Source organism: Shigella sp. FC1661 (assembly GCF_001712525.1).
Lineage (GTDB): Bacteria > Pseudomonadota > Gammaproteobacteria > Enterobacterales > Enterobacteriaceae > Escherichia > Escherichia coli.
In genome coordinates, this window is the sequence record NZ_MDGW01000442.1 from 32,010 (window position 1) to 57,541 (window position 25,532).

At 50.2% G+C, this 25,532-nt stretch carries 25 protein-coding genes and 1 pseudogene; 6 read left to right on the plus strand and 20 right to left on the minus strand.

What is annotated here, in order from left to right:
- Window position 1: 1 nt before the first annotated feature.
- Both BFF42_RS20115 and BFF42_RS20120 read right to left on the minus strand, forming a co-directional pair.
- On the minus strand, window positions 2-523 hold the full coding sequence (locus BFF42_RS20115; protein ID WP_000393783.1) for a hypothetical protein: 522 nt from the start codon (window positions 521-523) through the stop codon (window positions 2-4).
- Window positions 524-527: 4 nt separating this feature from the next.
- A complete protein-coding gene (locus BFF42_RS20120; RefSeq protein ID WP_000849069.1) occupies window positions 528-1,136 on the minus strand; it encodes a hypothetical protein in 609 nt (202 codons plus the stop codon).
- Window positions 1,137-1,403: 267 nt separating this feature from the next.
- Here BFF42_RS20120 and BFF42_RS20125 point away from each other — a divergent pair, with 267 nt between their 5' ends.
- Entirely contained in the window at window positions 1,404-2,519 is a 1,116-nt protein-coding gene (locus tag BFF42_RS20125; protein ID WP_000946104.1) for a phosphoadenosine phosphosulfate reductase domain-containing protein, read from the plus strand.
- Between the two features lie 17 nt (window positions 2,520-2,536).
- The gene (locus BFF42_RS20130; RefSeq protein ID WP_004201092.1) at window positions 2,537-2,971 is read left to right on the plus strand and encodes a hypothetical protein; all 435 of its coding nucleotides are present in this window, start codon (window positions 2,537-2,539) and stop codon (window positions 2,969-2,971) included.
- A gap of 1,036 nt (window positions 2,972-4,007) precedes the next feature.
- On the opposite strand, the gene BFF42_RS20145 is transcribed toward BFF42_RS20130, so the two are convergent.
- From BFF42_RS20145 to mobI, 3 genes are read right to left on the minus strand one after another with little or no spacing between them, the layout of a single operon-like run.
- The gene (locus tag BFF42_RS20145) at window positions 4,008-5,072 is read right to left on the minus strand and encodes a plasmid replication protein (protein WP_371462443.1); all 1,065 of its coding nucleotides are present in this window, start codon (window positions 5,070-5,072) and stop codon (window positions 4,008-4,010) included.
- A 20-nt stretch (window positions 5,073-5,092) separates the two neighbouring features.
- A complete protein-coding gene (locus tag BFF42_RS20150; protein ID WP_000127321.1) occupies window positions 5,093-5,380 on the minus strand; it encodes a hypothetical protein in 288 nt (95 codons plus the stop codon).
- 4 nt (window positions 5,381-5,384) lie between these two features.
- Window positions 5,385-5,924 carry a conjugative transfer protein MobI(A/C) gene (gene mobI, locus BFF42_RS20155; RefSeq protein WP_001447712.1) on the minus strand — a complete coding sequence of 180 codons (540 nt, stop codon included), beginning with the start codon at window positions 5,922-5,924 and terminating at the stop codon, window positions 5,385-5,387.
- 498 nt (window positions 5,925-6,422) lie between these two features.
- On the opposite strand from mobI, the gene BFF42_RS20160 reads away from it, so the two are divergent.
- The 3 genes from BFF42_RS20160 to BFF42_RS20170 are packed head-to-tail and all read left to right on the plus strand — an operon-like array spanning window position 6,423 to window position 8,137.
- Window positions 6,423-7,406, plus strand: coding sequence for a ParM/StbA family protein (locus tag BFF42_RS20160; protein ID WP_000077457.1), 984 nt, complete (start codon window positions 6,423-6,425; stop codon window positions 7,404-7,406).
- A gap of 16 nt (window positions 7,407-7,422) precedes the next feature.
- The gene (locus tag BFF42_RS20165; protein WP_000919078.1) at window positions 7,423-7,716 is read left to right on the plus strand and encodes a hypothetical protein; all 294 of its coding nucleotides are present in this window, start codon (window positions 7,423-7,425) and stop codon (window positions 7,714-7,716) included.
- 1 nt (window position 7,717) lies between these two features.
- Window positions 7,718-8,137 (plus strand): H-NS family histone-like protein, encoded by a 420-nt coding sequence (locus tag BFF42_RS20170; RefSeq protein WP_000651490.1) that lies wholly within the window; start codon window positions 7,718-7,720, stop codon window positions 8,135-8,137.
- Between the two features lie 59 nt (window positions 8,138-8,196).
- On the opposite strand, the gene BFF42_RS20175 is transcribed toward BFF42_RS20170, so the two are convergent.
- From BFF42_RS20175 to BFF42_RS20190, 4 genes are read right to left on the minus strand one after another with little or no spacing between them, the layout of a single operon-like run.
- Entirely contained in the window at window positions 8,197-8,748 is a 552-nt protein-coding gene (locus tag BFF42_RS20175; RefSeq protein ID WP_001348533.1) for a FlhC family transcriptional regulator, read from the minus strand.
- Window positions 8,745-9,353 carry a hypothetical protein gene (locus tag BFF42_RS20180; protein ID WP_000891157.1) on the minus strand — a complete coding sequence of 203 codons (609 nt, stop codon included), beginning with the start codon at window positions 9,351-9,353 and terminating at the stop codon, window positions 8,745-8,747. The genes BFF42_RS20175 and BFF42_RS20180 overlap by 4 nt, the downstream gene beginning before the upstream one ends.
- Window positions 9,354-9,363: 10 nt before the next feature.
- A complete protein-coding gene (locus BFF42_RS20185; RefSeq protein WP_000790610.1) occupies window positions 9,364-9,897 on the minus strand; it encodes a transglycosylase SLT domain-containing protein in 534 nt (177 codons plus the stop codon).
- Window positions 9,897-10,169: a helix-turn-helix domain-containing protein gene (locus tag BFF42_RS20190; protein ID WP_000356489.1), complete on the minus strand. Its 273-nt coding sequence runs from the start codon at window positions 10,167-10,169 to the stop codon at window positions 9,897-9,899. Before BFF42_RS20190 ends, BFF42_RS20185 begins: the two co-directional genes overlap by 1 nt.
- A gap of 715 nt (window positions 10,170-10,884) precedes the next feature.
- On the opposite strand from BFF42_RS20190, the gene BFF42_RS20195 reads away from it, so the two are divergent.
- The gene (locus BFF42_RS20195; RefSeq protein ID WP_000683483.1) at window positions 10,885-11,247 is read left to right on the plus strand and encodes a hypothetical protein; all 363 of its coding nucleotides are present in this window, start codon (window positions 10,885-10,887) and stop codon (window positions 11,245-11,247) included.
- 37 nt (window positions 11,248-11,284) lie between these two features.
- On the opposite strand, the gene BFF42_RS20200 is transcribed toward BFF42_RS20195, so the two are convergent.
- The 11 genes and pseudogenes from BFF42_RS20200 to BFF42_RS20260 form a co-directional block, all read right to left on the minus strand.
- Entirely contained in the window at window positions 11,285-14,899 is a 3,615-nt protein-coding gene (locus BFF42_RS20200; protein ID WP_000534551.1) for a conjugal transfer protein TraG N-terminal domain-containing protein, read from the minus strand.
- Window positions 14,900-14,911: 12 nt separating this feature from the next.
- Window positions 14,912-16,345 carry a conjugal transfer protein TraH gene (locus BFF42_RS20205; protein WP_000256129.1) on the minus strand — a complete coding sequence of 478 codons (1,434 nt, stop codon included), beginning with the start codon at window positions 16,343-16,345 and terminating at the stop codon, window positions 14,912-14,914.
- A gap of 1 nt (window position 16,346) precedes the next feature.
- Window positions 16,347-17,363, minus strand: coding sequence for a conjugal transfer protein TraF (gene traF, locus BFF42_RS20210; RefSeq protein WP_000749520.1), 1,017 nt, complete (start codon window positions 17,361-17,363; stop codon window positions 16,347-16,349).
- Window positions 17,364-17,497: 134 nt separating this feature from the next.
- The gene (locus BFF42_RS20215) at window positions 17,498-19,009 is read right to left on the minus strand and encodes a UvrD-helicase domain-containing protein (protein ID WP_000811658.1); all 1,512 of its coding nucleotides are present in this window, start codon (window positions 19,007-19,009) and stop codon (window positions 17,498-17,500) included.
- A 286-nt stretch (window positions 19,010-19,295) separates the two neighbouring features.
- Window positions 19,296-20,336, minus strand: a complete 1,041-nt coding sequence (locus tag BFF42_RS20225) for a DNA-binding protein (RefSeq protein WP_000101568.1) — start codon at window positions 20,334-20,336, stop codon at window positions 19,296-19,298.
- Window positions 20,337-20,488: 152 nt separating this feature from the next.
- Complete coding sequence (locus BFF42_RS20230; RefSeq protein ID WP_001097010.1) at window positions 20,489-21,364, minus strand: DNA replication terminus site-binding protein; 876 nt, start codon at window positions 21,362-21,364, stop codon at window positions 20,489-20,491.
- Window positions 21,365-21,680: 316 nt separating this feature from the next.
- A complete protein-coding gene (locus BFF42_RS20235) occupies window positions 21,681-22,172 on the minus strand; it encodes a hypothetical protein (RefSeq protein WP_000139717.1) in 492 nt (163 codons plus the stop codon).
- The gene (locus BFF42_RS20240) at window positions 22,169-23,038 is read right to left on the minus strand and encodes a 3'-5' exonuclease (protein ID WP_000997323.1); all 870 of its coding nucleotides are present in this window, start codon (window positions 23,036-23,038) and stop codon (window positions 22,169-22,171) included. Before BFF42_RS20240 ends, BFF42_RS20235 begins: the two co-directional genes overlap by 4 nt.
- A 4-nt stretch (window positions 23,039-23,042) precedes the next feature.
- A pseudogene (locus BFF42_RS20245) lies at window positions 23,043-23,980 on the minus strand (tyrosine-type recombinase/integrase).
- Between the two features lie 74 nt (window positions 23,981-24,054).
- On the minus strand, window positions 24,055-24,591 hold the full coding sequence (locus BFF42_RS20250; protein WP_000949433.1) for a protein-tyrosine phosphatase family protein: 537 nt from the start codon (window positions 24,589-24,591) through the stop codon (window positions 24,055-24,057).
- Between the two features lie 298 nt (window positions 24,592-24,889).
- Window positions 24,890-25,171: a hypothetical protein gene (locus BFF42_RS20260; protein WP_000575657.1), complete on the minus strand. Its 282-nt coding sequence runs from the start codon at window positions 25,169-25,171 to the stop codon at window positions 24,890-24,892.
- Window positions 25,172-25,532 lie beyond the last annotated feature (361 nt).

The following is a 25,532-nucleotide window of genomic DNA, read 5'->3' on the forward strand; positions in this document are numbered from 1 at the left end:
ACTACCTCAGGCCCCTAAACCACTCTGGATGATTGGATACATCCATGTTCTTAACCTGTGATGAGAAGACCAGTAGCTCTTGGGTCGTCAGGACGGTCTCAGGAGCCCGAGCGATGAAAGGTCTCAGCAATCCAGAACCCGCGTAGATATTGATGACCATATGCAATCGCTCTGTTGTTCCAGACACTCTCCGCCAGCTCCGGTAGGTTTCTGTTGATTTGGCATAGCCAACCAAGGCAGGAGCCAGCGTATCGGACTCCTTCGTATTCAACTTCCCTTTTGCTGCCTTCGATACGAACTCAGCGATCACCGAAGCCAGCATGTCGGAGGTAAGGTGAAGCGGCAGCTTTATCGTGTCGAAGTCAGCCTTCTTGATGGTGAACAGGCGGATGTGATCGTTGCGGTAGTCACGCACATAGATGACATGGCTCTCAAATGGGTTGGAGTGATTAAAGGCATCCATACCCCAGCCTGCGGCCTCAAGATGTGCGTTTGATACTGACTTGTCGTAATCAAATTCCACGCTATTACTCTCCGTCTTGTCGTTCAGGAACTTTCACATGTGAAATTTTTCCGTCGGTCATGATGTCCAGGACGGCTTTGCCCAGTCTCATCCCTTTATGGTTTTGAACGGGGTCTCCCTTGTAGAAAAATCCTGGCTCGTTATCGGGATGGAATACCCCGTGAGGAATGTTGTCGTGATCGCCAAGCCACATGCGTAGCCTCAGATCCACCAACCACCCATCATCCAGGACAACCCAGAAATGCGGTGTCACGATGTCCTTGGTCTGTTCGTTTCGCACAAAACCATACATGCAGTCATGAGGTACACCCGCGTCATTGAGTAGGTGGCTTACTGCCCATGTCATGCCGTCACATTCCATCTGGCAGTCATCCAAGGTCATAAGGACGGCTTCCAGTTCCCGGTGCCACTCCGTCATTTGCTTGGCCGCAGGTTTTACCACCAGCTCGTTTTTGTTTTCTGCCAAGATGATGTCTTCCTCATCAATATTGCATTCGTCTATCGCTTCCGAACGGATGGATACCGCTTCATCCCAGTCATCGCTCGATCCGAAAATGCTCCAACCCTCAAGACCGTAATTCACCCATACGATGAACCGCTTTATCGTTTTCATGTGCGGCCCCCTTTAACCGTGCAACGTTCCCACATACTCACCCCCTCAAACCGTAACCACACCAAAAAACCACTTCTTGATGATTTTCAATCAGCAAGACAGGTTGCCCCTGAACTAACCTCACCGAAAAACCACCTTTAGATTGCTTTCTGGTGCTTATCAAGTTCTCCTGAGTGACTGGTCGTTCTGAAAACTTTACTTTTCACAGCATCATTTTATAATACTGTAAATCATAAAAACAACCCAGTAAAGAAAAAAGAGCGACTTATGTTGAGACGAGAAAACCAAGGAGATTTGTTCGATGACCAGGTGGTGTTGCCATCACTGGAGTCGGTTCTTACCGGTATATCTTCCAGTCAGCGTTGTGACGATAGAACAACGTACTTCTCAGCGCCGGATGTGGACTTGAGTTTGTACGACCACATCATTGTTTGCCTGTCTGGAGGCAAGGACTCGATTGCTGCGTACTTGCGGCTGGTGGACATGGGTGTTGATAAGTCAAAGGTGGAGTTCTGGCACCATGATGTTGATGGTCAGGAAGGTAGTTCGTTGATGGATTGGGCCTTCATGCGTGATTACTGTCGTCAGCTCGGGGAAGAACTGGGTGTCCCAATGTACTTCTCGTGGCTTGAGGGCGGCTTTGAGGGCGAAATGCTCAAAGACAATGCCTATAGCCACCCCCATCGTGTAGAGACGCCTGAGGGGCTTCTGGTGCTGCCTAGAGACCATAAGCGCTCTAAGCCTGGTACACGCCTTCGTTTCCCTCAGCAATCGCCATCACTCCAAACAAGGTGGTGTTCATCAGCCTTGAAGATCGATGTTGGCCGCAGAGCTCTTAATAACCAGGAGCGCTTCAAGGGGAAGAAGATCCTTTTCATCACTGGTGAGCGCCGGGAGGAAAGTGCAAACAGATCCAAGTACAACCAGCTTGAGGCTCATGCCTGTGACAGAAGATATGGGAAGACTGCACGGTTAGTTGATGCCTGGAGGCCCGTTCTTCATTGGACTGAGGAAGAGGTATGGGAAGTAATCGAGCGTCACCGCATTCTGGCCCCAGTCCCTTATCGCCTTGGTTGGAGCCGGTCTTCGTGTATGACCTGCATCTACAACTCACAGCGTATCTGGTCCACTATCCGTCACTACTGGCCTGAACGAGCTGGGAAGATTGCTCAGTATGAACAAACCTTTGGTGTGACGGTATCAAGAAAAAAAATCGACGTAATAGATTTAGGTTCTGCTGTTGCGCCGATACAGATTAGTGATGTTGAGGCATTGGAGCAGGTATCCAGAGAGGATTACACGCTCCCGATTTTTGTGCCGGAGGGGCAGAAGTGGGTTCTCCCTGGTGGCGCATTTGGCCGAGAGGCCTGTGGTTCTGATTGATTTGTGCAGAGGTGGTAATGTTGGATTTTGTTTTTTTGGTGTTTTTGGGGCTGGGCATATCTATGGTGCTGGTGCGTCGGTCTTCCCGTAAGGGGATGGATCTTGAACTGACATGGCTCCAGTCGTTGAAGGTTGTGCTGGTTCGTGGAGCTGTTGCATTGGGTCTGGGGTTTGGCATTGGCAGGCTTGTATTGATGGGGATGCAGTATGGTTTCCTTAGTGAGTCTGTCCTGAGGGAACATGCACTTGTCTCCGTAGCGGTGGTGCTGATCTGTGGGCTTGGTTCGTTCGTTGCGTTTCACTGGATCATCGGGAGGATCTCTGGAAGATCGATCAGCGTCGTTTCTGTGATCAAAGCTGTGGTGTACGAGTCTGGTTACTTTGTGCTGTCGATGCTTATCTTGTTAGTGATACTCGTCCTGTTCGGCCTTGCATACGAGACTTTTCTCTAAAAAACAGTGTTGATTATTTTTTGCTCAGCGATCAAAAGGATAAATATAAAGATCTTTAGATCTTTGTATAAAGGATTAAAAGCGGTTAAAAACAGGTTAGGCGCTCTGAGTTGTCATTCAACGCATTGATATTGCTGGCATTTTCATATTTATTCCGTGCAACGAACCCATAGGTTGCCGTGCAGCGAACCCATAGGTTGCCGTGCAACGCCCCCACATACCCTTGGATCTTATCCACTGTTATCCACACGGAACCCCTTTTTTTTCCACAAAATCCTTACAAAACAGAGCTTTCGTGCAGCGTTCCCACATATCAGAACTGGTGTTCGTGCAGTGTTCCCACATGTCTAAGGTTATACGTGCAGTCAGCCCATATATTCTCTTCTTAACGTGCAACGTTCCCATATATCAATTTTGGTCGTTTTTTGCTCCGTGCAGCGTACCCACATGTGATCGTGCAGCGCTCCCACATACCAAAACCCCGTTTATGCACAGGAAATGTGGATAACTTTTGGCCTCTTTTTATGTGAGCACGATCACTTTATGGACTATTGGAGTCATTTTGACTGCCTTTTTAGGTTTGTCCTGATCTGTCAATCTTTGTTCTGCTTCGTCAATCGTGCAGAGTTCCCATATATCGAGAGGTTCAGAACCTGCTTTCGTGCAACGTACCCACATATCAAATCTCATAACGTGCAGGTCCCCCACATCCTCACCCTTTAACTATCAATACCTTACGGGAACCACTCTACGGGAACCACTGGAGCAGCATGGCACTTATCCTTCGTCGTGGCTTACGCTTGCACGATACTGAGACTCGGCTTGCAACTACCGTGCAACGTTCCCATATATCGAGCCTCAGCCCACGAAGCATCTGGGGTCACGTTCGCTCTATCCGTGCAGCTCCCCCATATGCGGAGGCATTCCGTTTCCGGTCTTTCCTTGTGGGCGTACCTTGTGCGCTTTCTTCTGGCATAAAAAAAGGCGCTGACGCGCCTATCTTTCTTTTCCCTGGGGTATTGGGAGCTTCTGGTGGCTACCTCCCCTTACGCTGGGGTTCATCAATGATGTCGTGGTCGATCATGCCTTGCTTGATGGCCCGTAGCTCTGTCTGCTGCTTACGCTTGTTGGACGCCATCACCTGCTTCACGAAGTTCTCATGAGGCCTTATGACGTACCGCACGTCGATGACTCTGCGGCCATCCTTGATCTGGTTCGCGTCGTAGTCGCTTATGACCTCTTGTTTGATGAGGGCCTCCAGAGCGAGCTTCATAGCTCTGACGTTCTCCGGCATCCGTGGGCTCAATTCACGAGGGCTCTGTGTCAGGAAGCTGATAAGCGATGGCGTGTACGGCGAATCTGGCGATGCTTGAGTCCAGTAGTGGCTCATTCGCTTGTAGATGTACCGTGCAAGAGGGGAGCGGATTTGCATTCCGATTTTGTAGTTGTACTGACGAAACGACAGATTCATGATCGATTTGTTTACCAGCGGGTTGAACTGCACATAGCACCTGGCGTTCCCGCCTTTCTTGCGAAACTCACCTCTGGTGGTAAGTCCCACCATCGGGAAGAAGCTGGAGCTGATGAAGGCTTCGCCGTCATCACTGATACATTCGAGTGTTGCGCCACGACAAACCTGGATTGCTTCCTTGATTTCGTTCAGGTTGTAACCGTGACCCATCTTCGAGAGCTCTTTCTGGAGTTCGTACAGAGTGAACATGACTCCAGCCTTGCCCTCGATGATATGGCCTTTCCCGTTCACTGCGAGCTTGCGTAGAGCATCCTCAAGGATTTCCTCTCGCTGTCCCGCGTAGATCAGCACGGTTCTTCCGTCATCCTTCTCGATGATGGCTGGCTTCACCTTCACCGTGAAATGCTGGCCTCTGATGGTGCATTGTCGTGTCACTACAGCGTTGGATAAATCTTCATGCTCACGCTTTTGGTCCCAAATGTACTTCGGCAGCGCATCGTAGATCTCGATGGTGTTGGAGTAGTCGTCTTTCTTGGCCGGAGATTCAATGATCTCAAACAGGCTCATTTGCGGTGAGTCTTTGATTACGTCGAGTTTCTCCAGGTCTTTGTCTTTGGTTCTCTTGCTCATGATTGTTCCGTCGATACTTTCTAGCTGGTGGTCCATGCCGCCAGCATTGTCAATGCTCCCGCTGCTACCGTCGCTGAAAACACTAGCTGGTAGATGCGACGCTTAGCCCCCGCAGTGCCGCTCATAAAACGCAGGGCTGCCGCTTCATATCGGAAATGAGCGAACTCACCCCGAAGGGTGCTATCTGTCCCCTGTGGCGATTGTGGGCGCTTTGACAGGGCAGGGCGAGGATGGCTGGCGACTTTCTTGATCATCGCTTCACATTTCCCCAGTTTCGCCAATTCAGTGGCCGCTACAGATGCTGTCATGTTGTCACACCTCGTCGCTATGTGTCTTGTTTAGCTGGCGCTCGTACTCGTTTAGCGCCCGGCGAATTTTTGCTAAGGCAGTGGCGCGTTGTCTTAACACGGCATACCTGGTTTCAACTTGCTGGATCAACTCTTGTGCCCAGACAGGCTCTTTCTTGAAGTGCGACATGCTGTAGGCATGACCGCGACCCTTCTTGATATGTGTCGATAGAACCCTTTTCTTTTGTCCGGGAACTTGTTCGACAAATCTGTTGCGATACCACTCTGCAACGAGTGATACGCCTAGAATGCGAACCCGTGTACCGACACGCCCTTGTTCGTCCTCTGACGCTTCTTCACGCGCTGATTTGTGCGCGTTCCAGTACATGTCCGCTTCCTGCTGCGCCTCGACAGCAAGAACCGCTAAGGCGTGATCCAGTTTGCTCCGTACCTCTGCAACAAACTCTCGTCCCTCTGCCTCTAGCAGATCCTCTGTTATCTCGGATCGTTCTTCTTCGAGCTTCGGATCTAGCAGATCTAGCCATCGCTCTGTTGGTAGACTCACCTCAATACCCTCCCAATTCCTATCCAATTCCTATCCACATAACTATCTATCTGGAATTTAAAGCTGATTATTCCAATACTGGAATCTAGTTCTGTCACTAGGCTAACCCATCTTTGGAATTTGTCAAATTTCCCTCTATCTATCTGGAATCTTGATGCTCTTATTCTTTCACAGCCTCTTTAAATATGAATCTATATGTAAAGATTCCAGATATATTGGATATGGCATCAAAGATTCCAAATGCCTCTTTACCACCGTCTCTCGATGCTGGAGGGCAAGCGGTTCTCGATGCGAGGGTAAGGTCTGTTTATCTGAGCCTATCCGTGCAGCGTTCCCATAGGTTCCCTTACTCAACGATCAAAAAGCCACCGAAAAGCAACCTATATGCCCCTTTTGGGCAATTACACAGGCCATCTGTCCCCGCTTTTAGCCTTATTCTCTATCCAACACGCGGCAAGCAATCGAAAAGCAATCTAAAAGCAATCTTTGGAGGATTTCATGAGTCAATTTGTTCTGGGTTTGGATATTGGTTACTCCAACCTGAAAATGGCAATGGGGTATAAAGGTGAGGAAGCTCGCACAGTCGTCATGCCGGTGGGGGCAGGTCCATTGGAACTGATGCCACAACAGTTAACTGGCGGTGCAGGGACCTGCATTCAGGTTGTGATTGATGGAGAGAAATGGGTTGCAGGCGTCGAGCCTGACCGATTGCAAGGATGGGAGCGTGAGCTTCACGGCGACTATCCTTCGACCAATCCATACAAGGCTCTTTTCTACGCTGCACTCCTGATGTCCGAGCAGAAGGAGATCGATGTGCTGGTGACTGGCCTGCCTGTTAGTCAGTACATGGACGTAGAGCGCAGAGAGGCGTTGAAAGCTCGGCTTGAGGGCGAACACCAGATCACGCCAAAACGATCGGTAGCGGTTAAGTCTGTCGTGGTTGTACCTCAACCTGCCGGTGCTTACATGGATGTTGTAAGTTCAACCAAAGATGAAGACCTCCTGGAGATTATCCAGGGAGGAAAAACCGTTGTAATTGACCCTGGGTTCTTTTCTGTAGACTGGGTAGCTCTTGAAGAGGGAGAGGTCCGCTATCACTCATCTGGCACCAGCCTCAAGGCGATGTCGGTGTTGCTACAGGAAACGGACCGGCTAATTCAGGAAGACCACGGCGGTGCCCCTGGCATCGAAAAGATCGAGAAAGCTATTCGTGCCGGTAAGGCCGAAATCTTCCTCTACGGTGAAAAGGTATCGATCAAAGACTACTTCAAGAAAGCCTCAACCAAAGTCGCTCAAAACGCCTTGATCCCTATGCGGAAGTCAATGCGTGAGGACGGGATGGATGCTGACGTAGTTCTGCTGGCTGGCGGCGGTGCCGAGGCTTACCAAGATGCGGCCAAGGAGCTTTTCCCTAAGAGCAGGATCGTACTGCCCAACGAATCCGTGGCATCCAATGCCAGGGGCTTCTGGTTCTGCGGCTGATAGATAGGAGGTCGTTGTGGCTGGTAGCAAATGGGATGGAAAAATATCTAATCTGAACATATCGGAGCAAGCCTTTCCGGAGCTCTATCGTGAACTGTCCCAGATGCAGCATAAGGCGCGTAGTGATCGGCTCCGCGCCCTTGCTCTATTGGGTCTTTATTCTCTTCGATTTTCTGGCAACATTGGGTCTTTTGAGCAACAGAGTTCAGAGAGTCAACCTGCACAGCATCAAAATTCGCCAGTGCAGACTGACGCAAAACTGAACTCTCAACGTGATTCACTTAAAGGAAAACTGATGGGCTCCGTATGACATGAAAGACCACGAGGAGTTCTCTACGCTATCAGCGGCTGAACGTAGAGAGTTAATAATCGCAGAGTTAAAGCGTAAAAGCCGCATTCGCACCCTGTTGCGAGGACTCCCGTTAGATGAAGTTCGGGAGATCATTGACAGAATGAAGGGCGTTCTCAATGAACTGGAGGAAGAGTACAAAAAGCGAGAAGAAGAAGAAAAAGAAAAGCGAGCTCAGGCTGAGCGAATAATGAGCGACATGGAATCCTGCGGTGTGGACATCGGCTTGCTCAACGAAATGTTCACGAGCAGATCAGAACCTGATAATGCTAAATATTCAAAAGACGGAGTTTCGTGGAGTGGGCAAGGACGTCGCCCGGATGCTTTCAAGGGGTTGGGAGCTGTCGAGCTGGAGCGCTACCGTATCCCACAGAAGAAGTAAAAAAATGAGCGCCGCAAAGTTTGGGCGCTCATCTTCTGGTCCGAAATGTCATAGTCTACTCAAGCACACTCTTTCTCCCCACCACCATGCCTTCCTTGTTCTTTGCAGAACGGACATTCAACGCAGGTTCTTTGATTAACAGAGGTGAAGTACGTACACTTGCAGTTGTCGCACACCTCCAGCATTGCGTCCCCACTTCTCAGCTCCGAAGCAAGACACCAGGCATCAGTAATATCAAACGGAGCCCACCGAGCACCTTTCATTCCGGGCACTTCTTTGCGGATTGCGTGATACATTCTAAATGCCTTGTTCAAGGCTTTGATGTTCACAGACCGCAACACGGCTTCTCCACCAATGTTGAAGTAGAGCTGCATTAGAAGAGAGGCCTGTATCTTGGATGTGTGACTATGAATCAGTGTCGCACCACCCCGGAAAGTTCTGGATTTTCGTTCCAGAGTATATCCGTCCCTCTCCAGATCCTGGTAAAGCTGTCTGACCTGTTTGTAGGTCAGGCCAGTCTCGATCATGATGATTTTTGTGATGTACCCAGCAAGGGCCATGTGTCGAGCTGTAACCCAGCGACCCAATGTACCAGAGTTGCCAATGTTCATCTCCACCTCCCACGTCCCTGTAGAGACTGTTGCAGTTTTTTCAATACCGGGTGTGTTAACTCTTCCCGGCTGTCATCGAGAATTTCTTCAATGATGCTCGGAGCAAAACGAAGCGTAAAATGCGTAACCGTTGTTCCAGACATGTGGCGCAACTGGCTGTCTGTTGCCTTAGCCACCAGCTCCGCAAGCTCTCTCGAAACCCCGAAAACTTCCTTTGCCATCTCCGGGTCTCTCGATGCGACGCGGTTAAATAGCAACCAGTAGGCAGCATCAAATTCATCAACACTATGGTTGATAAAAACTACAGGGTCGTAGTCGCCAGAGAGTCGCGTGATGATGTTCTGCTCTGCTGTTTCGAGTTTGAAAGAGATCAACACGCCAGAGGCCAGAGCTTCCAATTGGGAAGGTGTTGCCAGTGACAGCTTTTGAACGGTGTCCATGCCCAAAGAAAATTGTGAGGCCGCATCATCTGGACGTTCTTTTGCCAGAGTGGATAGCAGGTTCCACAATGTCAGATCGAACTCGTAGACGTTTCTATCAGCTTCTTCTTGATCGAGGTTGACGGCTCTTGCATCCCACGCACCAATAATATCCAGTTCCAACATTCCGCCCCCCTCACAAATCACGAAGGTTGCGATAGATAGCCAAGACTCGGCTACCATAGTTTCTGGCTCGGATTTCGTCTTCCCAGGCGTGATAGCGGCCAACGCCAAGCTCCAAGTCATTTGGAGATGACTGAATGGCTTCTGATAGCACCTCTGCCCCAACCATGACGTTGGTCTCTGGGTCGAGAAGATCTGCTGGAGAAGAAACTCTATGACCATTCCACCGGATGCTCACTTGCATAAACCCGACATCAATGGCACGACCGTACTGCTGCTGAAACTCAGCGAGCTTAGCCTTTGCCTGATCTTCCGACTTAGCATAGAAAGGAAGCCCAGGAACGCGAAGCGTCCAAGGCCAAGGACTTATAGAGCCATTACCTCTCCCTGATGCAGATTCGGCCAATGCGACCGAATACACTAGAAGAGGGTCGAGGTTATATGCTTTCGCTGCTTTGTCGAAGATGGTTCCGCTCAGGTCAATAGCATTCGCTGTTGATGAAAGGAGAGCCGCAGACAGAACTAGCGCCTTGGCTTTGTTCTTCATCAGCTTGCCTCCTTATGTCTGAGGGGTATTTCGTGTTCTTCGTCGTACCGCTCCGGCCAAATCTCAGACGGCTTCACACCCAAAGCTGTAGCTATCTCATGTTCCCAGCGTGGACTGGGCTTATAGAGTGCCGTAGACACCACCTGCCGAGATGTTTTGTGTTTTCTGCCCAATGCGGCCAGAGAAAGCCCCTGGATCTTGAGTTTGTACTTGATCCACTCACGTTTCTTCTCTGGGTCGCTTGGGATGTCTATCAATTGGCATTTATCCATTGTTTGCCACCCTTTAAACTGCGTTGTTAGCCATACAAAAAGTGCGTTATTCGATGAACGCTTTTAGAGTTCTTCTATTGTCACAAACTGACACATTTTGCGCCTTTATAAGCCCAAATAATGATGCTGTCAACAATAAAAAACCTTTAAAAACATACACTTAACTTTGTACCGACGGAACAAAGTTACAATACTTTTAGTAATCAATGGGATACGGATATTTTTGCGATAGCAATGGAAAGTGCGCCAAAAGAATGGCGGAAATAGCGCACGGGGAGTGCGGTATTTTGTGATATTAAATAGCGTTTAGGTATAAGTGATTTTAGGGATACAGCGAGGGCTGAAATTGCGAATACAGCAGGAGCTGAGGAGGGCAGGGAAGGCAAAGGCGCATCCCGACCACACAAGGATGATGGTGTTTACAGAAAGAGATATTTGAGAAAGAGAACTCTGCGGTGTTGCAGATGGGGACCAAAGCGTTAGCAATGGCCTATTCCATAGTGTATGCGATTTGTTTGACATGTTCAACTATGTAATGCTTTGTCAATAAACGCCTTGTTCCGTAAGGGCAAACTTTCACATGTGAAAGTTTGAGGGCAAATTCTAATCGAAGAAGTTGCCAATGGAATGGTTGTTTAGCAAAAAATAGTCAAATTTTCACAGTTGCATTTTTTGATGCCGTGGTAAACTGGAGGTAAAGAGTAAGGGGGTTGATATGAAACATGTGGTCAATATTCTTCTGCTGGGAATGGTGCTTCTGGGAATAGCCATGATGGCTGACACACCTTGGGGACTTGGTGTGGCGCTGGCTCCCTTCGGCGTTTGGGGTGCTCGTTTCCTATTTCTGGTTCACAAAAGCCTTTGGGCTGCTGTTATCTTTTGGGGAGGGATCGCTTACTTCCAGTGGCAAGTTGCTTTGGTTGTCGGGGCTCTGTTTGGACTAACGTGCTTTATCCGCGTTGCGCGGTCAGCATATAAAGAGGCACCACCTACCCGGCGCAGAAAAAAACAAACTGGTGGGTTTCAAGATTCCTATGATTTTGACCAGCGCTTCCATATTGGAGCTGGAGACGAATAAGGGGGCCTGCTGGCCCCCTTATTATTTGGTTGGTCTTTTAGAACCTTTGATTTGCTATGTTGTACCCCCTGACGGCAGTCAAATAGCTACCTGAACGGTCTCCAGCTTCCGTCGAGTTCTGCAATACGTTTACCAGCTTGTCCGTAAACTCTTCGTTTTGCTGAGAAAGAACAGGCTGACCTCCTTGCATCATCGGTGAGCCATCCGGGTTACGTTCTGCATACTCCATTTTCAGATTCTGAACAGCCTGGTTCATGCGACCTTCGTTTGTGTCAAACGATTCGGCATAAACAGCGGCTTGGGATTCAGTCAGCCCATAACGGCTTTGAGCGATAGACTGCATCGTTTCTTTGAACTCATCACCGTACTGGTTCATAAACTGCTGCGCGGCTCCACCACCAGCTTCTGCGGCAGAGGATAGCGCTGCTGCATAGAACGCGCCGCGTTCCTCAATGCTCATCCCTTTAGCGGCTTCCGATAGATCAGATTTACCAGTTAACCACTCCTTCGCTGCATCATAGCCGCTTGCAGCAGCTCCCATGACGTTGCGGCCAAGTTTAGCCATACCGACCATCGCATCACCGGCCCAGCCAAACTCCTCTTGCACGGCCTGGTCGCCGCGTTGAGTGGCCGCGATGAATTGGTCGCGTTGTTCAGGTGTCATCGTTCTCATTTGATCCATCGCTCTTGAGAACGCATCAGCGCCAGCTTGACCACCAGCAATGAGAGCTCCACCTGCTTGTTCAGCTCTGCGGCCCATCCAATCACTGGAGTTGTCCCACGCTCCCCACGCCGAAGCGCTCCAAGACATTTCCGGAAGCGAGTTCATAAGGTTATCTTGGGCTTTTTTCAGTTCAGGAGCAGATACATTTCGCTCTGTTTGCTGTGCTTGGTTATGAAGAGCTGACGTACCGGCTGCATGTTCATTTTGAACAAGGGGGCTATTCGTTGGTAACTGCCCAGCTTCTGATGCCGGATTAGTTCCAGCCATCCCAGCCACATTCTCCCGGAATCCGGTTGGGATGTTAGGTCCACTGCCTACAGCCCCTTGAACCTGACCTGGTAGGCCTTGAACATTCGGGCCTTCAATGCCGTTATTTCCGTAAGCATCACCACTAAATGCTCCGTTGCGACCGGACGCGGTATTGATCGCCTGTAGTGCGGCTTGATACCCGCCAAGCTCCTTACCCTGTTCGTAATTTTTGGAGTTGGTCATTGCTGTCATTCGCGCTGCTGCCTGGGCCACTTGAGGAGACATTCCGTAGGCTTGGTATCTTTGCTGTAGTGAAGCCGCCTCGTCTTTAACCGATTGCGGCGCGGCATTTCGGAAATAGTCATTCAGTTGGTTCATGGCCGCAGGGGTTTGTGCTACTGCACCACCGAGAGTTTTAAAGTCGGTATTAGTCATGGAGCCCATTTGGTTTTGGAGCTGACTCATTGTTGTGAAGGTGTCCGATGCAGACACCAGTTCCGAAGCGGACTTGGATAGGTTCTGGGATAAGCTATCGCCCCAGGTTTGCTTGAATGACTCGCTTCCAGAACGGCTGAAACCCTGCGCTAATTGATTTGTCAACGCCTGGCTATCGGTTTGCGAATAGCTCACACCCTTCATGAACTGGGACACATCACTCGCTGACCAGCTTGAAGAGTCTTGAGTTGATGACTCTGTTGCTCCCTTCGCTTGCGCTTTGATGTCCAGGACATCACTGCCGCCGCCTGATTCGCCATTACCACCAGCAGGAACTAGGGCTGTACTGTTTGATTTCACACCAGCAGCGGCCTTCATTGCTGCCCTGGCCTTGCCAACCATAGGCATAAGCATGGACGCAGCTTCGTCAACATCGAGTGTGCCCATAGCCTGCATGGCAAAAGCACCTTTGACAGCATCAGAGTGGCTATCATCCACCTGGAACTTATCCATGAAGTTCTTGGCTTGCTGGTTGATCAATTGGCTTTGAGCTGTGTTTTGCGACGAAACGTTGCGCCCGACATTGGAGAGTCTTGAATAGGCTTGATCCTGACTTACTCCATCAGAAAAACCTCGACCAAGAGTGCTTTGGAAAGCCTCCGATTTCTGACTTTGTAATGCCTGTGCGGAGCTCACGCCTGATGCTAAGGTGGAGCCAAGCGAGAAGGTACTGATCATGCTTTCTGCGCCGTTTGCAATCGCACCACTGAACTGGTTGTGATTGTACGCTGGCTGACTTTGCATAACCGGACCTTGCTTGAGTAGATCTGGCGTTTGCATCTTTTCGTCAACGTGGTCAGAACCACTTATTCTCGATGCCAAGCTGGTGAAGGCGTAGGTGCTACCTGTGACGATAAACAGGGAAATCACCGGAGTGGCCGCAGCCAACATGCCGCCGGTTGCAATCCAGTGTTGCAGAACATCTCCAGTTGAGGAAAGAGCGTACATGGAGTTGAGACCACCAGCACTGAGGCTAGACATCTCATTTGACGCGGCGGTATGAACAAACAGGTTTATAATTGAGAGGACTGGCATCCATAGCTGAATCCAGAGGATGGTTTGTACATATTTCCCGGCTAACTGGAGGCCGAAGCTGCCCATCACGATAATAAAAGCAATGATCGGGGTTATAGCATAAATAAAGCCTTCAAAGAACGTCAGCATTGGTCGGACGACGGTCATGAACATCGACTGCTCTGCGGCCCACTGTGTGTTCCGTTGCTGAATAGCCTGGTTGACCATCAATGCAGAGCCATAATCCTGGAGGTCCTGATAACGTCCTGCTGCGGCTTCATAATAGAGGGGCTCCAGAACGGCGGCTTTCAGATAGTCGATTGATGACGTAGTTGTGGCACCCATCGCTTGAAGCGAATCGGTCAGCTTCGTTAGAGCGTTGTCTCCAGTTGACGTGTCAATACCCAGTAGGCTGTTAAGAGCATCAACAACAACCGGGCTGCTTAGGTTGGCGGTTGCAGTGCTAATAGCCACCCATCCGTCAGTACATGTGTAGTCAGCGCCGTCAGGGTTTGCTGTAGACAAATACAACCTAGTTCCGTAGAGCTGTGAGTTGAATCGCAAAGCTGAGTCAGTTGAACGGTTCATCAACTCATCAAGGGACATTAGGTTGAGATCGACTTTGGTTAACGTGCATTCCCGAATGTAATTGTTCCAGGAACGCCTCACGTCAACATAGCCGCCTCCATTTGCTGAGTTAAGCGCAGTAAAAACTCCTGTGTCATAGGCTCGCCGTCTGACGTCATTCAACAGTTTCAGTGTTTCGGAAAAGTGGCTTTCCGTGACATTGGGTACGATTACCCCATATCCAGTTTCAAACAAATTGGTGATGGTGTATCCCACGTTGGATATGACACCTCCAGCAAAGCCTACCCCAATAGGGACATTGGCGACGACTCGAACCTGCCCTGTATAAGCGTCCTCGATAGTCACAGTTGTGGTTGGGCCGAAGAAACAGGCATATAGAATCCAACCTACCAGCACTTGCTGGAGGTTGATTTGCTTTGCGCCCTGAAAGACGGACTGAATACAGATCATCAAGACCCCAAGAAGCAGGCCAATACTGACCATCTTCTCGAAATCCCCGGTGCCGGTGATCATTGATACTGCAATCAGGATTTGCTCCAGAAAAGCAGAGTCACCGATAGAGTGGATTGAAAAAGATCCCATTCCAATAGCTCCTTAGTTCGTGCTAGGAGGATTGGACAAAGTTGCCAGCATGTATTTTTGCTTGCGGATGTTGTCCAGTAGGTTGTTGTATTTCTCAATTTGGCTTGCCAGATCGCCGTATTGAGAGGACAGGATTGTGTATTCAGCACGGATTTGCTGTTGCGATTGCGCGAGAAGCTCTAGTGCCTCTTTCTTGTAGGGTGATTTGCTGTTAGCCATCGCAATGCGAGCTGCGCGGAAGAACTCTTCCGAGAAGCTATACATCATGGTCAGGGCTATCGCTCCTGATGACTCTGTTGCGAACAGGTTAGCGCCGTCCTGTGAAAGGACAGACAAGTTACGAACAATGGTGCCAATCCCTCCGGGGAGGTTAGAAACAAAGGCCTTTTCTGGGTCGGTTAAGGTTCCAGAGTTCGTTGCGTATTTGTAGATCACACCAGGTGTAGAGCTTGTTCCTAACAGCATATCGGTGATCTGGTTCTTGATACCTTTGAGCACGACAGTTTTATTGCTGGAGCCAGCACTCAGGCAGTTGGTCGTATCAGAATCACAGGAATAGATCTCAACAGAACCGCCTGAAATCAGGTCTGACAAGGTGATCTTGTTACCTGGTAGGGTCGTCAGAGGGGTTGTTTTCGCACCAGTGCCGGTTGAGTTCGGGTCGTTTACCAGATCACCAATGATGACTGTGCCGGTTAAAGACATGATCGCTTCAAGAAGGGTGTTATCCCCGTACTGGAACCAGGTGTTGGCGTTGTTGCTCTTGAGTTGCTTCCAGACGATGTTGCCAATCATCTTGTTGTATTCGTCAGGTTTGTTGGCTTTCAGTTCTTCCAGAGGACTCTTGCCGCTGGTTTCCTGCTTGGACCCGAAGAAGTCTTCATACAGGCCGGAAGTTGTCGCGGTTATAGAAGCATCAGTTTTGTGTTTAAGGTCCATGCCGCTGGTTAGGTCGTTCACGAAACCTTGAGCGAGCTGGCAGGAGTTGCCCAGATGTTGGTTGAGCGCTTGCACTTTCTTCTGGAAGTTCTCTATCCACTTCGCTCCGTCCGGGAAAACGTTATCGAGCGCAAGCTGGAAGGCATAGCCCTTGGCGTTGGCTGCTACAGCCCGAAGGAGTTGGACAATTTGATCCGCGTTAATGAAGGAAAGCGAACCGCCGAACAGATCTACACCACCGCAACCAGCTTTCCATGATGGAGGGGCAAAGCTCACCAGGTTCTCGTCGAAGATTCGTGTCTTTGCAGTGAACCGGCCACCAGCTAAAACGCCACGTCGTTGGCTTTCATAAACCCCAGGTGGTGTTGTGTTGCTCATTTCATTGAAGAGTTTGTCCATCTGTGATTGGAGGCCGTTAGCGGCTATCGCCCCTGTCGGTGCCATGACGAGACTGGCCGCCACACTCAGGGCAAGCAGGCTCCTTTTTAATGTCTTGTGCGTGACCATCTTAGTTCTCCTGTAATTTGTCCCGGATGTACTTCATGAGTTGTTCCGGTGGCACAAAGTTGTCTTTATCGCCGCTCGCTTGAGATAGTTGTTTGAGGTCAGAGCCCAGCTCTGGTGAGGCCAAGCGTTCGGCTATGTTGTTTTCTAGGTTGAGTACCGGACGTGTACGGTTAAACTCTTCGTCTGTGACCCAACCATTGCGTTTTGCTGCGACCAAAATCCTGTGATTCAGCTCAGGAAGAGACATTGGCCCTTGTCCTATAGGAGCGAACTGACCGTCTGGAGATGCGAGGTAAACAGCAGGGAAAGTTACGATACCAAGTTGTTTGGCATGGCCTTCATCGGTTTTGTAATGGGGGAAAAGCCCACTGGGGAGTGGTTTGCCGTCCATAGATACAGGAATGATCGAGAATCCTTCTCCTTGTTCCAACATCTTGATGAGCGGTGCTTGCAAGTCACTGTAGTCATCGTCGGACTTGTAGAAGAAGAATATCCCTACGCGTTCGGCTACGCTTTTGAGTAGCATGTTTTTGGCGTTACCAGCGTCACGATCAACTTGTTGTGAGGCAAACGTGGCAGCAGGACGTCGAGTAATTTCATCCAAGAAAGGATCACCTACGACCGCCAGCTCTGTAGCATCGGAAAATTGTTCAGAGCGATCTATCGCAAATCGTTGCAAGTAGAGAAACGTCCTGACGTTTTCAACGGTAGGATTGTTCCAAGCAAGGTCTTTGTACTTGGGTAAGTTTTCCCGGAACCATTCCGCTGAGAACATTTCTGGGCCGCTCGGAAGCGGAGCAGCAGGCTTAGGCTGTGTAGGCTTCGCTTCTGCCACAGGCTTTGGTTTGGGCTTTTCGGGTTTTTTCTCTGGTTCTTTGGGCTCTTCCTTGTACCAGAACCAACCCTCTTCCTTTCGCTCATAAAAACCAGGTCTTGTGCCATCTTGAGCCCAAGCCTGGTGTGATGCCCCCAGCGTGAGCGCTGCAAGGAGCAGTAAATTCAAAGGTGATTTTTTCATAGTCTCACGCACGTATTTTCCCATGCTCGATATGGTAGAGGTGGGAGGCGTGAAATTAGGCAGGTGTAAGCGCCCATTTAGGGCGCTTAGAGCGTTTTATTTGTCAACTTTCACATGTGAAAGAATTGACCAAACTATTTGGTCGTGTCCTCTTCAACTTCTGTCGCTTCTGCGGCCATCTTCATCTGCTTCTCGACCATGCGTTTTTGGGTGATGTAGCGGATAACCATCTCGACAGCGCTGTTCAACGCAAGGATTCGCATCGCTCTGGTGGATGCAACGTAGAGCAGGTTTATTTCATCGTCACGGGCCATTGGGTCGAGCTCTGGGTCCAGGACATCCGGAAAGTCGTCATAGAGCTGAACAAAGTCCCACTCCAACCCTTTGCACCGATGAGCTGTTGAGACCGTAATGTCAGCCCCAAACTCTTCTTTGACTGTATTGCGTCGTAGAGTGGTGAGTCGTTCAGGGATTTCATCGTAGCTGTTGATGATCTTGACAGCCCTCATCATCTCAGGGTCTTTGGTCGCCTTCGCTACTTCTTGATACTCGAAGTAGTCTTCATACTCATCAAGCAGTTTCTTATTCTTTACCCGGTCTGGCTCTGCCATCGAAAACCAGTACAAATCCTGGAGCTCATTGATCTGGTAAGCGTCGATTCCACCGACCCAGAATACCTGCGCTCCGGATTCGGTCGCAGAGAGCGCCGTCTCTATAACCCCCATGACGGTTCGGTGAAGTATTGCGCGGTGGCCCACGTCACCTGGTAAAAACATGAGTACCTGATCTGCTGGTCCCCGGCCAACAACAGGTCGTGTTTCACCTTTGAGTTCAAGAAGGGCGTTTGCCACCAGCGAAACGTTGGGGCCAAAGCGGAAGCTATGAGTGAGATAGAGTTGGTCGGCGTTCATGAGCTCTTTGCTATCAAGGGCGTTGTTTGCGCCTCTGAACCTATAGATCTGCTGGTGGCGATCTCCAACCAGGATTACCTTGCAGTTCTGCTGTAGGACGATGCTACTTGTTACGGGGTTAGCGTCTTGTGCCTCATCAAAAAGAATGGTGGTGTACCGGCGAGACAGATTCGGCATCCCGAGCTGATACTGTTTGAGGTAGCAATCGTGTACGGTCGGGAACGGATCTTGAACGTTTGTCATCCGTTTCCATATGAGCTCAGCACCTTCGACCACCTGGATTTGGTATCTCTCCTGTTTGGACGTAAGCACTTTACCCGTATCGGCGCGAGCAAAATGCGTATAAAGAATCCGCATGTCTGCACTACACATAAAGGCGTTGAGCGTATCGAGAATATCTTTGGCAAACGTCCAGTTCTTGGTATTCACCGCTTGGGCAATATCGGTGAGCCTTAGGTTGCCGGAGAGTTTGTGCTGGTAGCCCCTTCCTATAGTGGCGTAGGCAAGCTGGTGGGACGTTTTGCAGTCTACGTTTGCAGGAAACTTTTCTCTTGCCTCGTCGCGGATAGCCCTGTTGTATGCCAAGTAGAGGATACGTGAATCGAGGTTGTTGTGGGCGTACTTCACCAGTGTCGTGGTTTTACCCGTTCCAGCGTAGACCTTAACGACAAGGCGAGGCCCTTTGTACTGAGTGATCAGTGATTGTTCTGGTGTGTCAGGAGGAAGTTGTTTCATGAGGCCCCCTACGACAAACACATCTGGAGAGTGATGCGCTTCTTTTGTGTCGAGAGGAACGTACTGATCCGCTTTTCTTCTCGGGGGAGGGATACTTCACAATCCAGATCTGTCCACCAGTCTGGGGCTTTACCTTGAGCCACCTCCGTAACCCAACTATGGAGACGGTGTAACCAGCGATAGTCGCCAATAGATGAGGTGGCTAGTGTCATAGCCTCCTCAATCTTGGTTTGAAGAGCCGCAGCTCTGTGTCGCCACTCTTCTGAATATTTAGCCTTTCGCGCCATCAGTTTTCCTCTTTCTTTTTCCCTCCCTTACCAGCTTTAGCGAGCTCTTGCTCCAACCCAGAAATTTTGGTCAGTGCATCATTGAGTCTTTGTTCGAGGCTCTTGGCCTGCTGGTCTTTTTCCTGCAACTGACCAGCCATCATGCCTTTGTCTTGAACAAGAGCGCGAGCTTCTGCTTCGGCGCTGGATAATTTGGCGTCCAGCTTTTCTACCTCTCCAGATAGGCGCTGGCACTCTCGTTCAGCGGATTCGCCATGAGCTTTGGCTGTGGCAAGGGAGTCCTGTGATTGGGCCAGTTTGGCCTGTACATTTTCGAGCTGCTCTTTCAACGATGTTTTTTGTTCCTGAGCGGCCCGGAGCTTTTCTGTCTGCTCTATACTCTTGCCTTTTTGCTCCTCCAACTCACCCTCTGTAGTTGCCAATTTTTGGCTCAAAGAGCGATTTTCGCTTTTAGCTTGCTCCAGGTGATCCTGTGCTCGGGTCAGATCTGCGGCTTTCGCCTCCAGCTTGCCCTCCAACTCAACGATCCGCTTTTCCAGCTTATCAATGTCAGCCAGTGAGCGTTCTAGCTCCGCAGACTTGAGGGATAGCGAGTTTTCTGCCTTACCAAGGGCCGCATCGAGCTCTGATTTTTTGTTGGTGAGAGCTTCAAGTTGTTCTTCCAGTAGCTCAGCCCGTTCGGTGGCATCATTTGCCATGTCCACGGCTTGCTGCATATCTTCCTGGTACTCAATTTCTTTCTGTCGTAGCAGTTCACGCTCGCGCTCAAGCTGTTCATCGGCGCTTGCTTTGGCTACCGTATAGATCTTCTGTAGGAAGAGCTCAGCATCGCTCATAACCGATTCTGGAAGGACTACCTCTACCAGCTCTTCATCGAGGGAGTGTTCCTCTGACCACTGTTTGAGATACGTTGAAATGGTGGTAAAGCTCCCCTTGCCAATGATGTCTCTGATAGCGATGACCGTTGGGCGTTTACCGGCGTCCTTGAGCTTTTGGGCCGCAGCCGCTACATCGTCAAACTCAACCAATTTTCTTGCCATGAGAACGTTCCTTTTAATTTGTAATGTTTACGATAATTACGATAATACGGTAATTATCATAATTATATATCATGCTGCTGTCGATTGGAATTGTTTGTGTGGGACAAAGCCCTTCCGGCTGCGGAAAAGCCTTGTTACGCGGTCACGCTGATTCATCCAGGGAAGGATTCGATAGTGACTCCACCGAAGGTGCCAAGGATTTCCGATGCCGCTTTATCAGATCGAGTTTTGCGTTGTTCTGAGGCGTCAAAGTTACGAAGCAATTTGAGCTGAACATCCTTATCCTGGAGCACGATCAGGGGCATTGGCGCGGTAACGGTTTTGAGTACCCCTGCGGCCATGACGTTTGCCACCGGTTGAACCTTTACTTCCCTTCGCTCCCGGAGATAAGGCTCCGGGGTGCTGGCGATCTTCTGGATAAGCTGCTCCAGGGGAAGTTGATAGTCTGGCCCAGATCGCTCCAGCTCCTCTCTGATGCGTTGCAAAAGCTCCTCTTTTACGGGCTTCTTCAAGGAGTCCTTCCGTTGCCAGGTGAAGCGGATAGAGTCGATGTCGCCATTGGTATAGCACCGAATTTGTCTGTAAAGGTGGAGAGTCATGACACCAGGGCAGTCCGCTCGAAGTGCTTCAAACCTCTCTTGCCTGGTGGGGTACGTCGAGATAATGAACTCCTCGATACCAGCTTTGGCCGCGTTGATGCGTTCAACCGTCGCCGCAATTTCGTCAGCTACACCAATCCTGGAAGGGGAGAACCAGAGTACCCCCACGGTGCGCCTGGCAGACTTCTGCGAATAGTCTGGGTTGATGTGAAGATCTCTGTAGCTGTGCGCTGCCAGCTCAAGAGCTTCGCGCCCAGTTTGTTCAGTTACGACAATCTTGTTGACGGGCTCGTTCTCCATTCCTTTTCCGGTAGGAGGGATGGCCGCAACTTTTGCGTACCGTGGCGGTAGTCGTTTGATAAGAGAGGACAGGTTCGTTAAGTCGCGGCACATGGCCGAGAATTGTTCTGATATGAAGTTTTTAGCCATGCTGCCGCCTATGTGTGGGTTTGTTCTAACAGTTCATTGGTTACATAGTAGACAGATTTAGACCATCATGCAATGAGGGGGAGGGGCAAGAATACGCCTCCGCTTCGCGTCGGCGGGTGCCCTGTTTGACCTTCGTGTGTGAGATTAGATTGAGAAAGAGAGAGAAAAAGAGAGAAAGAAGAAAAGCGCGGGGCAAGCCAGAAATGTGGCTGAGGGGGACTGCTGGGGTGGGGCTGGCACCCTCTATACCCCACTTTGCATGATGGTCTAACTTTGTGGTTATAGGACGACTTTTAGGGTGCCTAGATTTGCTCGATTAGGACAAATTTCGGTCCATCCACGCTGATTGGCGTAGCAGCGCGATGGCATCAGAAGGGGTAACTTTCCATGCGTTGGAAAGCTGGCGAACTGCGAAGACTGCGAGCTCCATTCGGTCGTCATCATTGATGAAATTCTGGAGCTGGTTTCCTCGCTCACTAAGGATGATCGCAACACCGGCCTTGCCGTTGTTGTAAACCGCAAAGCTCTTATTCTTCGCGTCGCCGTGATAGGAACCCTCAGCCTTGCTACGCAAACCAAAGAGAACGCTGCAAAACGCCGTCAGTTCGCCGCGAGTGAGCTGCACCGTGATCTTGCTTTTCCAGTCTGGGCTGGACCCCGATGCCCTGATCGGCGCAATCTCGATGCTGACCGTAGGATATTCACCTCTGGTTAGCGTGTGTTGCACATTCAGGCCGGTGCGTTTCGCGGGGTCCTTCTGCCAGTCTGAGAAAAATTTGAGGCTTTCGCCGTAGGATTGTTCTGTCATTCCAAATTACCTTTGCTTTGAAGCTCCTGGAGCTGGACCACGAGGTCACGTTGGACTTTGGCTATCTCTGTCACCAAGTCGGCGGTGGCAATAGCGTCGGTCGCTGCTGAATGGGCTCGACCTTTCCAGCTCACACCTGCCTCGCAGGTGGCATCCGCAAGTGAGATTGTGCCGTGCCGGTTGGTTGAGCCAAAGGCATCAGCCGCCAGCTTCATCGCGCACAGACAGTTCTGCTCTTGCCACCAAGAGAGTTGGTCTCCAAATGCACTGGCTGTTTGCCTCAACATCCTACTGTCGAAACTGGAGTTAAATATCACCAGATGACGGCCCGACAAAAGCCGGGCGAGAGCTGGCGCAACTTGAGTCCACGTAGGCTCATTCGACAGCTCAGTCTCGGTGATGCCATGAACACCCATTGCCTGAGGGTCTATTTCCACGGTTGGCCGTAATCTGGTGCAGAGGAGAACCGCGCCTCTGATGTCAGTAACAGCCAGCTCGATCACCTGGTCTCTTTCACCAAGTCCGGTCGTCTCGGTATCGAGAACCAGAGGTTCCAGAGCGACCCACCTTTGTGCCATGACAGAGGCCTTTGCCAGGTTGCTACGCATTCTTGCCTTGACCGAAAGGATGGATTGCGCCCTTATTTGCTTTTGTGATGCCGGTGAACAACCCCTTCTCCGCATTGGTTGGCAATCTGCTATCCGGTACACTCCAAATTGGCCACCATACCCGTTTTTGTAGAACGAAACTGGCTCTACTCCTGGCTTAGGCTTCATCCGAAATTCGTCCCTGAGCCGTCCTTTTGAAAAGCACCTATCGGCTTTCATGGCTTCGGCTCTGGCAAGTTCGAGTTCTTCATCATTCATGCTGTTAATCCGCTATATCGAGGCGTTGGCTCGCTCTCTTCAAACGCTCATCGCCGCGTCTGTCATATTTCTGGGTAGTTGCAATGCTTGAGTGGCCCATTGCGTCCTTCACGGTCACAATATCCTCACCGTTATCCAGCATCGAGGAGGCAAAGGTGCGTCGCAGGTCATGGGGCGCAAACATCTCCAGACCGGCTTCAACTCTTCTGGTCTCCAAGATGTGGTAGATGGCCTGATCCGACATCCGCTCTCCAGTCACATCATCAAACCGCCTGATCCTCGGGAATAAAGGCCCTTCATGCGTTCCTCGAACCTCTTCAACCCACTTATCCAGTCTTTTCCATGCGCCACCAGGCACATACGCCATTCTCTCTTTGTTGCCCTTGCCAAGAACCTTGAGAGCGCGGTCCTTGTAGATCATGCTTCCCATGTCCAGCGCAACGATTTCCGAGCGGCGCAAGCCACACCCGAGGAGCACCCCGAGAATGGCCGCATCCCGAAGCCCTTTGGCGCTTGAATCACTTTCACATGTGAAAAGAGGCTGCGAATCTCATGGCGTTCAAGTGCCCGCCCTTTAGGAAGTCGAGATCCACGTACTGAACGGACTTGCTTAATGTGCTGGAAGCTATCCGTATCAATTTGCTTCATCGTCCAGGCTTCAAGAGCCACCCCTTTGAGCGCTGACAGGTAGGTGTTGATCGTTGCCGGAGCCTTCCCTGCATCCCCCAGCATTTCCAGCACCGCCAATATGTGGTGCCGCCTCATTGAGCTCCATGCACAGTCACGAAGGTTCTGAAACCCGATCATCTTGGCGACAATGTTGAGGAATGAGCTCATGGTCTGCCTGCTTCGCTTTGACCCGAGGCTCACCAGATAGGCGACGGCGGGGTTGTCCTGGATGTTCCGGAGCGAGCTCGATGACGGCAACAGTTCACCGCGAATGCTTTGTTCTGCCGGAACATTTACTTTCGCATGTGAAACTAGCTCTTCCTTGTCATTGTTTGTGTCGTGCAAAGTCACCTCCTAAGCCCGACCGCAACGAGAAGAAAATCCCATATTTTGAGGTGAAGAGGTAGTTCCTCCTCCATATGTTGCGTTTCGTAGCTTTGCATCAGTGGTTCAAACTTGGTTGGATTGCACAGCAATTCGTAAACTGTTCGGTTGGGCTTGGTGATCGGCTTATTCGGAGTGAATCCATGTTTGTTCTGGAGGTACAGCGCTACCGCGCCACTTCTGGATTCTCCGTAATAGCAATGAACGAAGATCTGATCGATACCGCTACCAACCAATCCATCCAGGAAGGTGGACAGCTTTTCAGCCTGGGATGAGTCAATGTAAGAGGCGTAATTCATCCGGAACGCTGCCTTCATCGTGTGGATGGTGTTCTCAGAATAGCCGCCGTCATAGAAGCTATCGCGGTACAACTGCCCCCACTGTCCGAGAGCGGCAGGGGACTTGTCTGGGTCAGTTATGGAGATCATGGCCGCACCGGGAACCGGCTCCAGTCTTTCGGCCTCCGCTTGACTAATGAAAAAGACTTTTTTGCTAAGCATGCCCCATCATCCCCTTACAAGGATGTGTTGCGAGTAGCTCATGCGCCTGACTTTGCCCCTCTTGAGTATCTACAGGAGCGGTCGTATACACACCTCCATGCCGCAAGTCCACAATACTGGTCCGACAGCAAGAACCTACGTTCTGAACTTTATTGTCCGAATCCAAACCAGCAAAAGTATGGCACGGTCCAGGGAATGGTTTCCTGCAAATAGAGCAGCGCTCAAAGTTCTTATCGAGGATTCTCTTTAAAACTTTCTCAAATTTGTTTTTGTTTAACATCGAGTTCTCCACACAAAGTTACTGGCCGAGCATCCCAGCCAAGGTGGTCTGCTGGCCTTCGCTACAAGGTGCAAATCCGGCAAAAGCACCGGCATTAACCTTGAGCTCATCAAAGCGTCCATCGGTGTCCCGGTAGTACACCTTACGTTTTCCAATTCCACCTTCGAGGTTTGCGGCCAACCAGGCGATCACTGCATCAGCATCGTTCGTAACTGATGCTCCCTGATCCAGATCGATAAGTACCAGGTGGGTGTCCGTCTGGAGTGCCACTTCAAAGGTCGCTCTTACATCAAAAATCACTGGTCGCGCTCCTTGTAAAAAGTGGGCATTCAGCACCACCTATCCTATTCCAAAAACTCTACTTTTTCAAAGATACATTTTAATAAGTAGAACAACAGCAAGAAGAACTTAAATTTATTTACCGTAATTATCATAATTACGGTAATACGGTAATACGGTAATTTTACAGATTTAGATGGAATGGTATAAGATGTCTCGCTGGAACATACTTGCTGAAAAAACGCTTAACAACGATAGTGAAAACATCATGTACAGGTGCGAGGGCACTGTTGCAAAGTTAGCGATGAGGCAGCCTTTTGTCTTATTCAAAGGCCTTACATTTCAAAAACTCTGCTTACCAGGCGCATTTCGCCCAGGGGAT

Coding starts and splice junctions, on each gene's coding strand:
- BFF42_RS20195 (WP_000683483.1), top strand. CDS start 10,885: ATGAAACATGTGGTCAATATTCTTCTGCTGGGAATGGTGCTTCTGGGA.
- BFF42_RS20170 (WP_000651490.1), top strand. CDS start 7,718: ATGAAAGACCACGAGGAGTTCTCTACGCTATCAGCGGCTGAACGTAGA.
- BFF42_RS20120 (WP_000849069.1), bottom strand. CDS start 1,136: ATGAAAACGATAAAGCGGTTCATCGTATGGGTGAATTACGGTCTTGAG.
- BFF42_RS20160 (WP_000077457.1), top strand. CDS start 6,423: ATGAGTCAATTTGTTCTGGGTTTGGATATTGGTTACTCCAACCTGAAA.
- BFF42_RS20150 (WP_000127321.1), bottom strand. CDS start 5,380: ATGACAGCATCTGTAGCGGCCACTGAATTGGCGAAACTGGGGAAATGT.
- BFF42_RS20180 (WP_000891157.1), bottom strand. CDS start 9,353: ATGTTGGAACTGGATATTATTGGTGCGTGGGATGCAAGAGCCGTCAAC.
- BFF42_RS20250 (WP_000949433.1), bottom strand. CDS start 24,591: ATGCTTAGCAAAAAAGTCTTTTTCATTAGTCAAGCGGAGGCCGAAAGA.
- BFF42_RS20215 (WP_000811658.1), bottom strand. CDS start 19,009: ATGAAACAACTTCCTCCTGACACACCAGAACAATCACTGATCACTCAG.
- BFF42_RS20175 (WP_001348533.1), bottom strand. CDS start 8,748: ATGAACATTGGCAACTCTGGTACATTGGGTCGCTGGGTTACAGCTCGA.
- traF (WP_000749520.1), bottom strand. CDS start 17,363: ATGAAAAAATCACCTTTGAATTTACTGCTCCTTGCAGCGCTCACGCTG.
- BFF42_RS20230 (WP_001097010.1), bottom strand. CDS start 21,364: ATGGCTAAAAACTTCATATCAGAACAATTCTCGGCCATGTGCCGCGAC.
- BFF42_RS20240 (WP_000997323.1), bottom strand. CDS start 23,038: ATGAATGATGAAGAACTCGAACTTGCCAGAGCCGAAGCCATGAAAGCC.
- BFF42_RS20225 (WP_000101568.1), bottom strand. CDS start 20,336: ATGGCAAGAAAATTGGTTGAGTTTGACGATGTAGCGGCTGCGGCCCAA.
- BFF42_RS20145 (WP_371462443.1), bottom strand. CDS start 5,072: ATGAGCAAGAGAACCAAAGACAAAGACCTGGAGAAACTCGACGTAATC.
- BFF42_RS20190 (WP_000356489.1), bottom strand. CDS start 10,169: ATGGATAAATGCCAATTGATAGACATCCCAAGCGACCCAGAGAAGAAA.
- BFF42_RS20130 (WP_004201092.1), top strand. CDS start 2,537: ATGTTGGATTTTGTTTTTTTGGTGTTTTTGGGGCTGGGCATATCTATG.
- BFF42_RS20200 (WP_000534551.1), bottom strand. CDS start 14,899: ATGGGATCTTTTTCAATCCACTCTATCGGTGACTCTGCTTTTCTGGAG.
- BFF42_RS20185 (WP_000790610.1), bottom strand. CDS start 9,897: ATGAAGAACAAAGCCAAGGCGCTAGTTCTGTCTGCGGCTCTCCTTTCA.
- BFF42_RS20235 (WP_000139717.1), bottom strand. CDS start 22,172: ATGACAGAACAATCCTACGGCGAAAGCCTCAAATTTTTCTCAGACTGG.
- BFF42_RS20125 (WP_000946104.1), top strand. CDS start 1,404: ATGTTGAGACGAGAAAACCAAGGAGATTTGTTCGATGACCAGGTGGTG.
- BFF42_RS20205 (WP_000256129.1), bottom strand. CDS start 16,345: ATGGTCACGCACAAGACATTAAAAAGGAGCCTGCTTGCCCTGAGTGTG.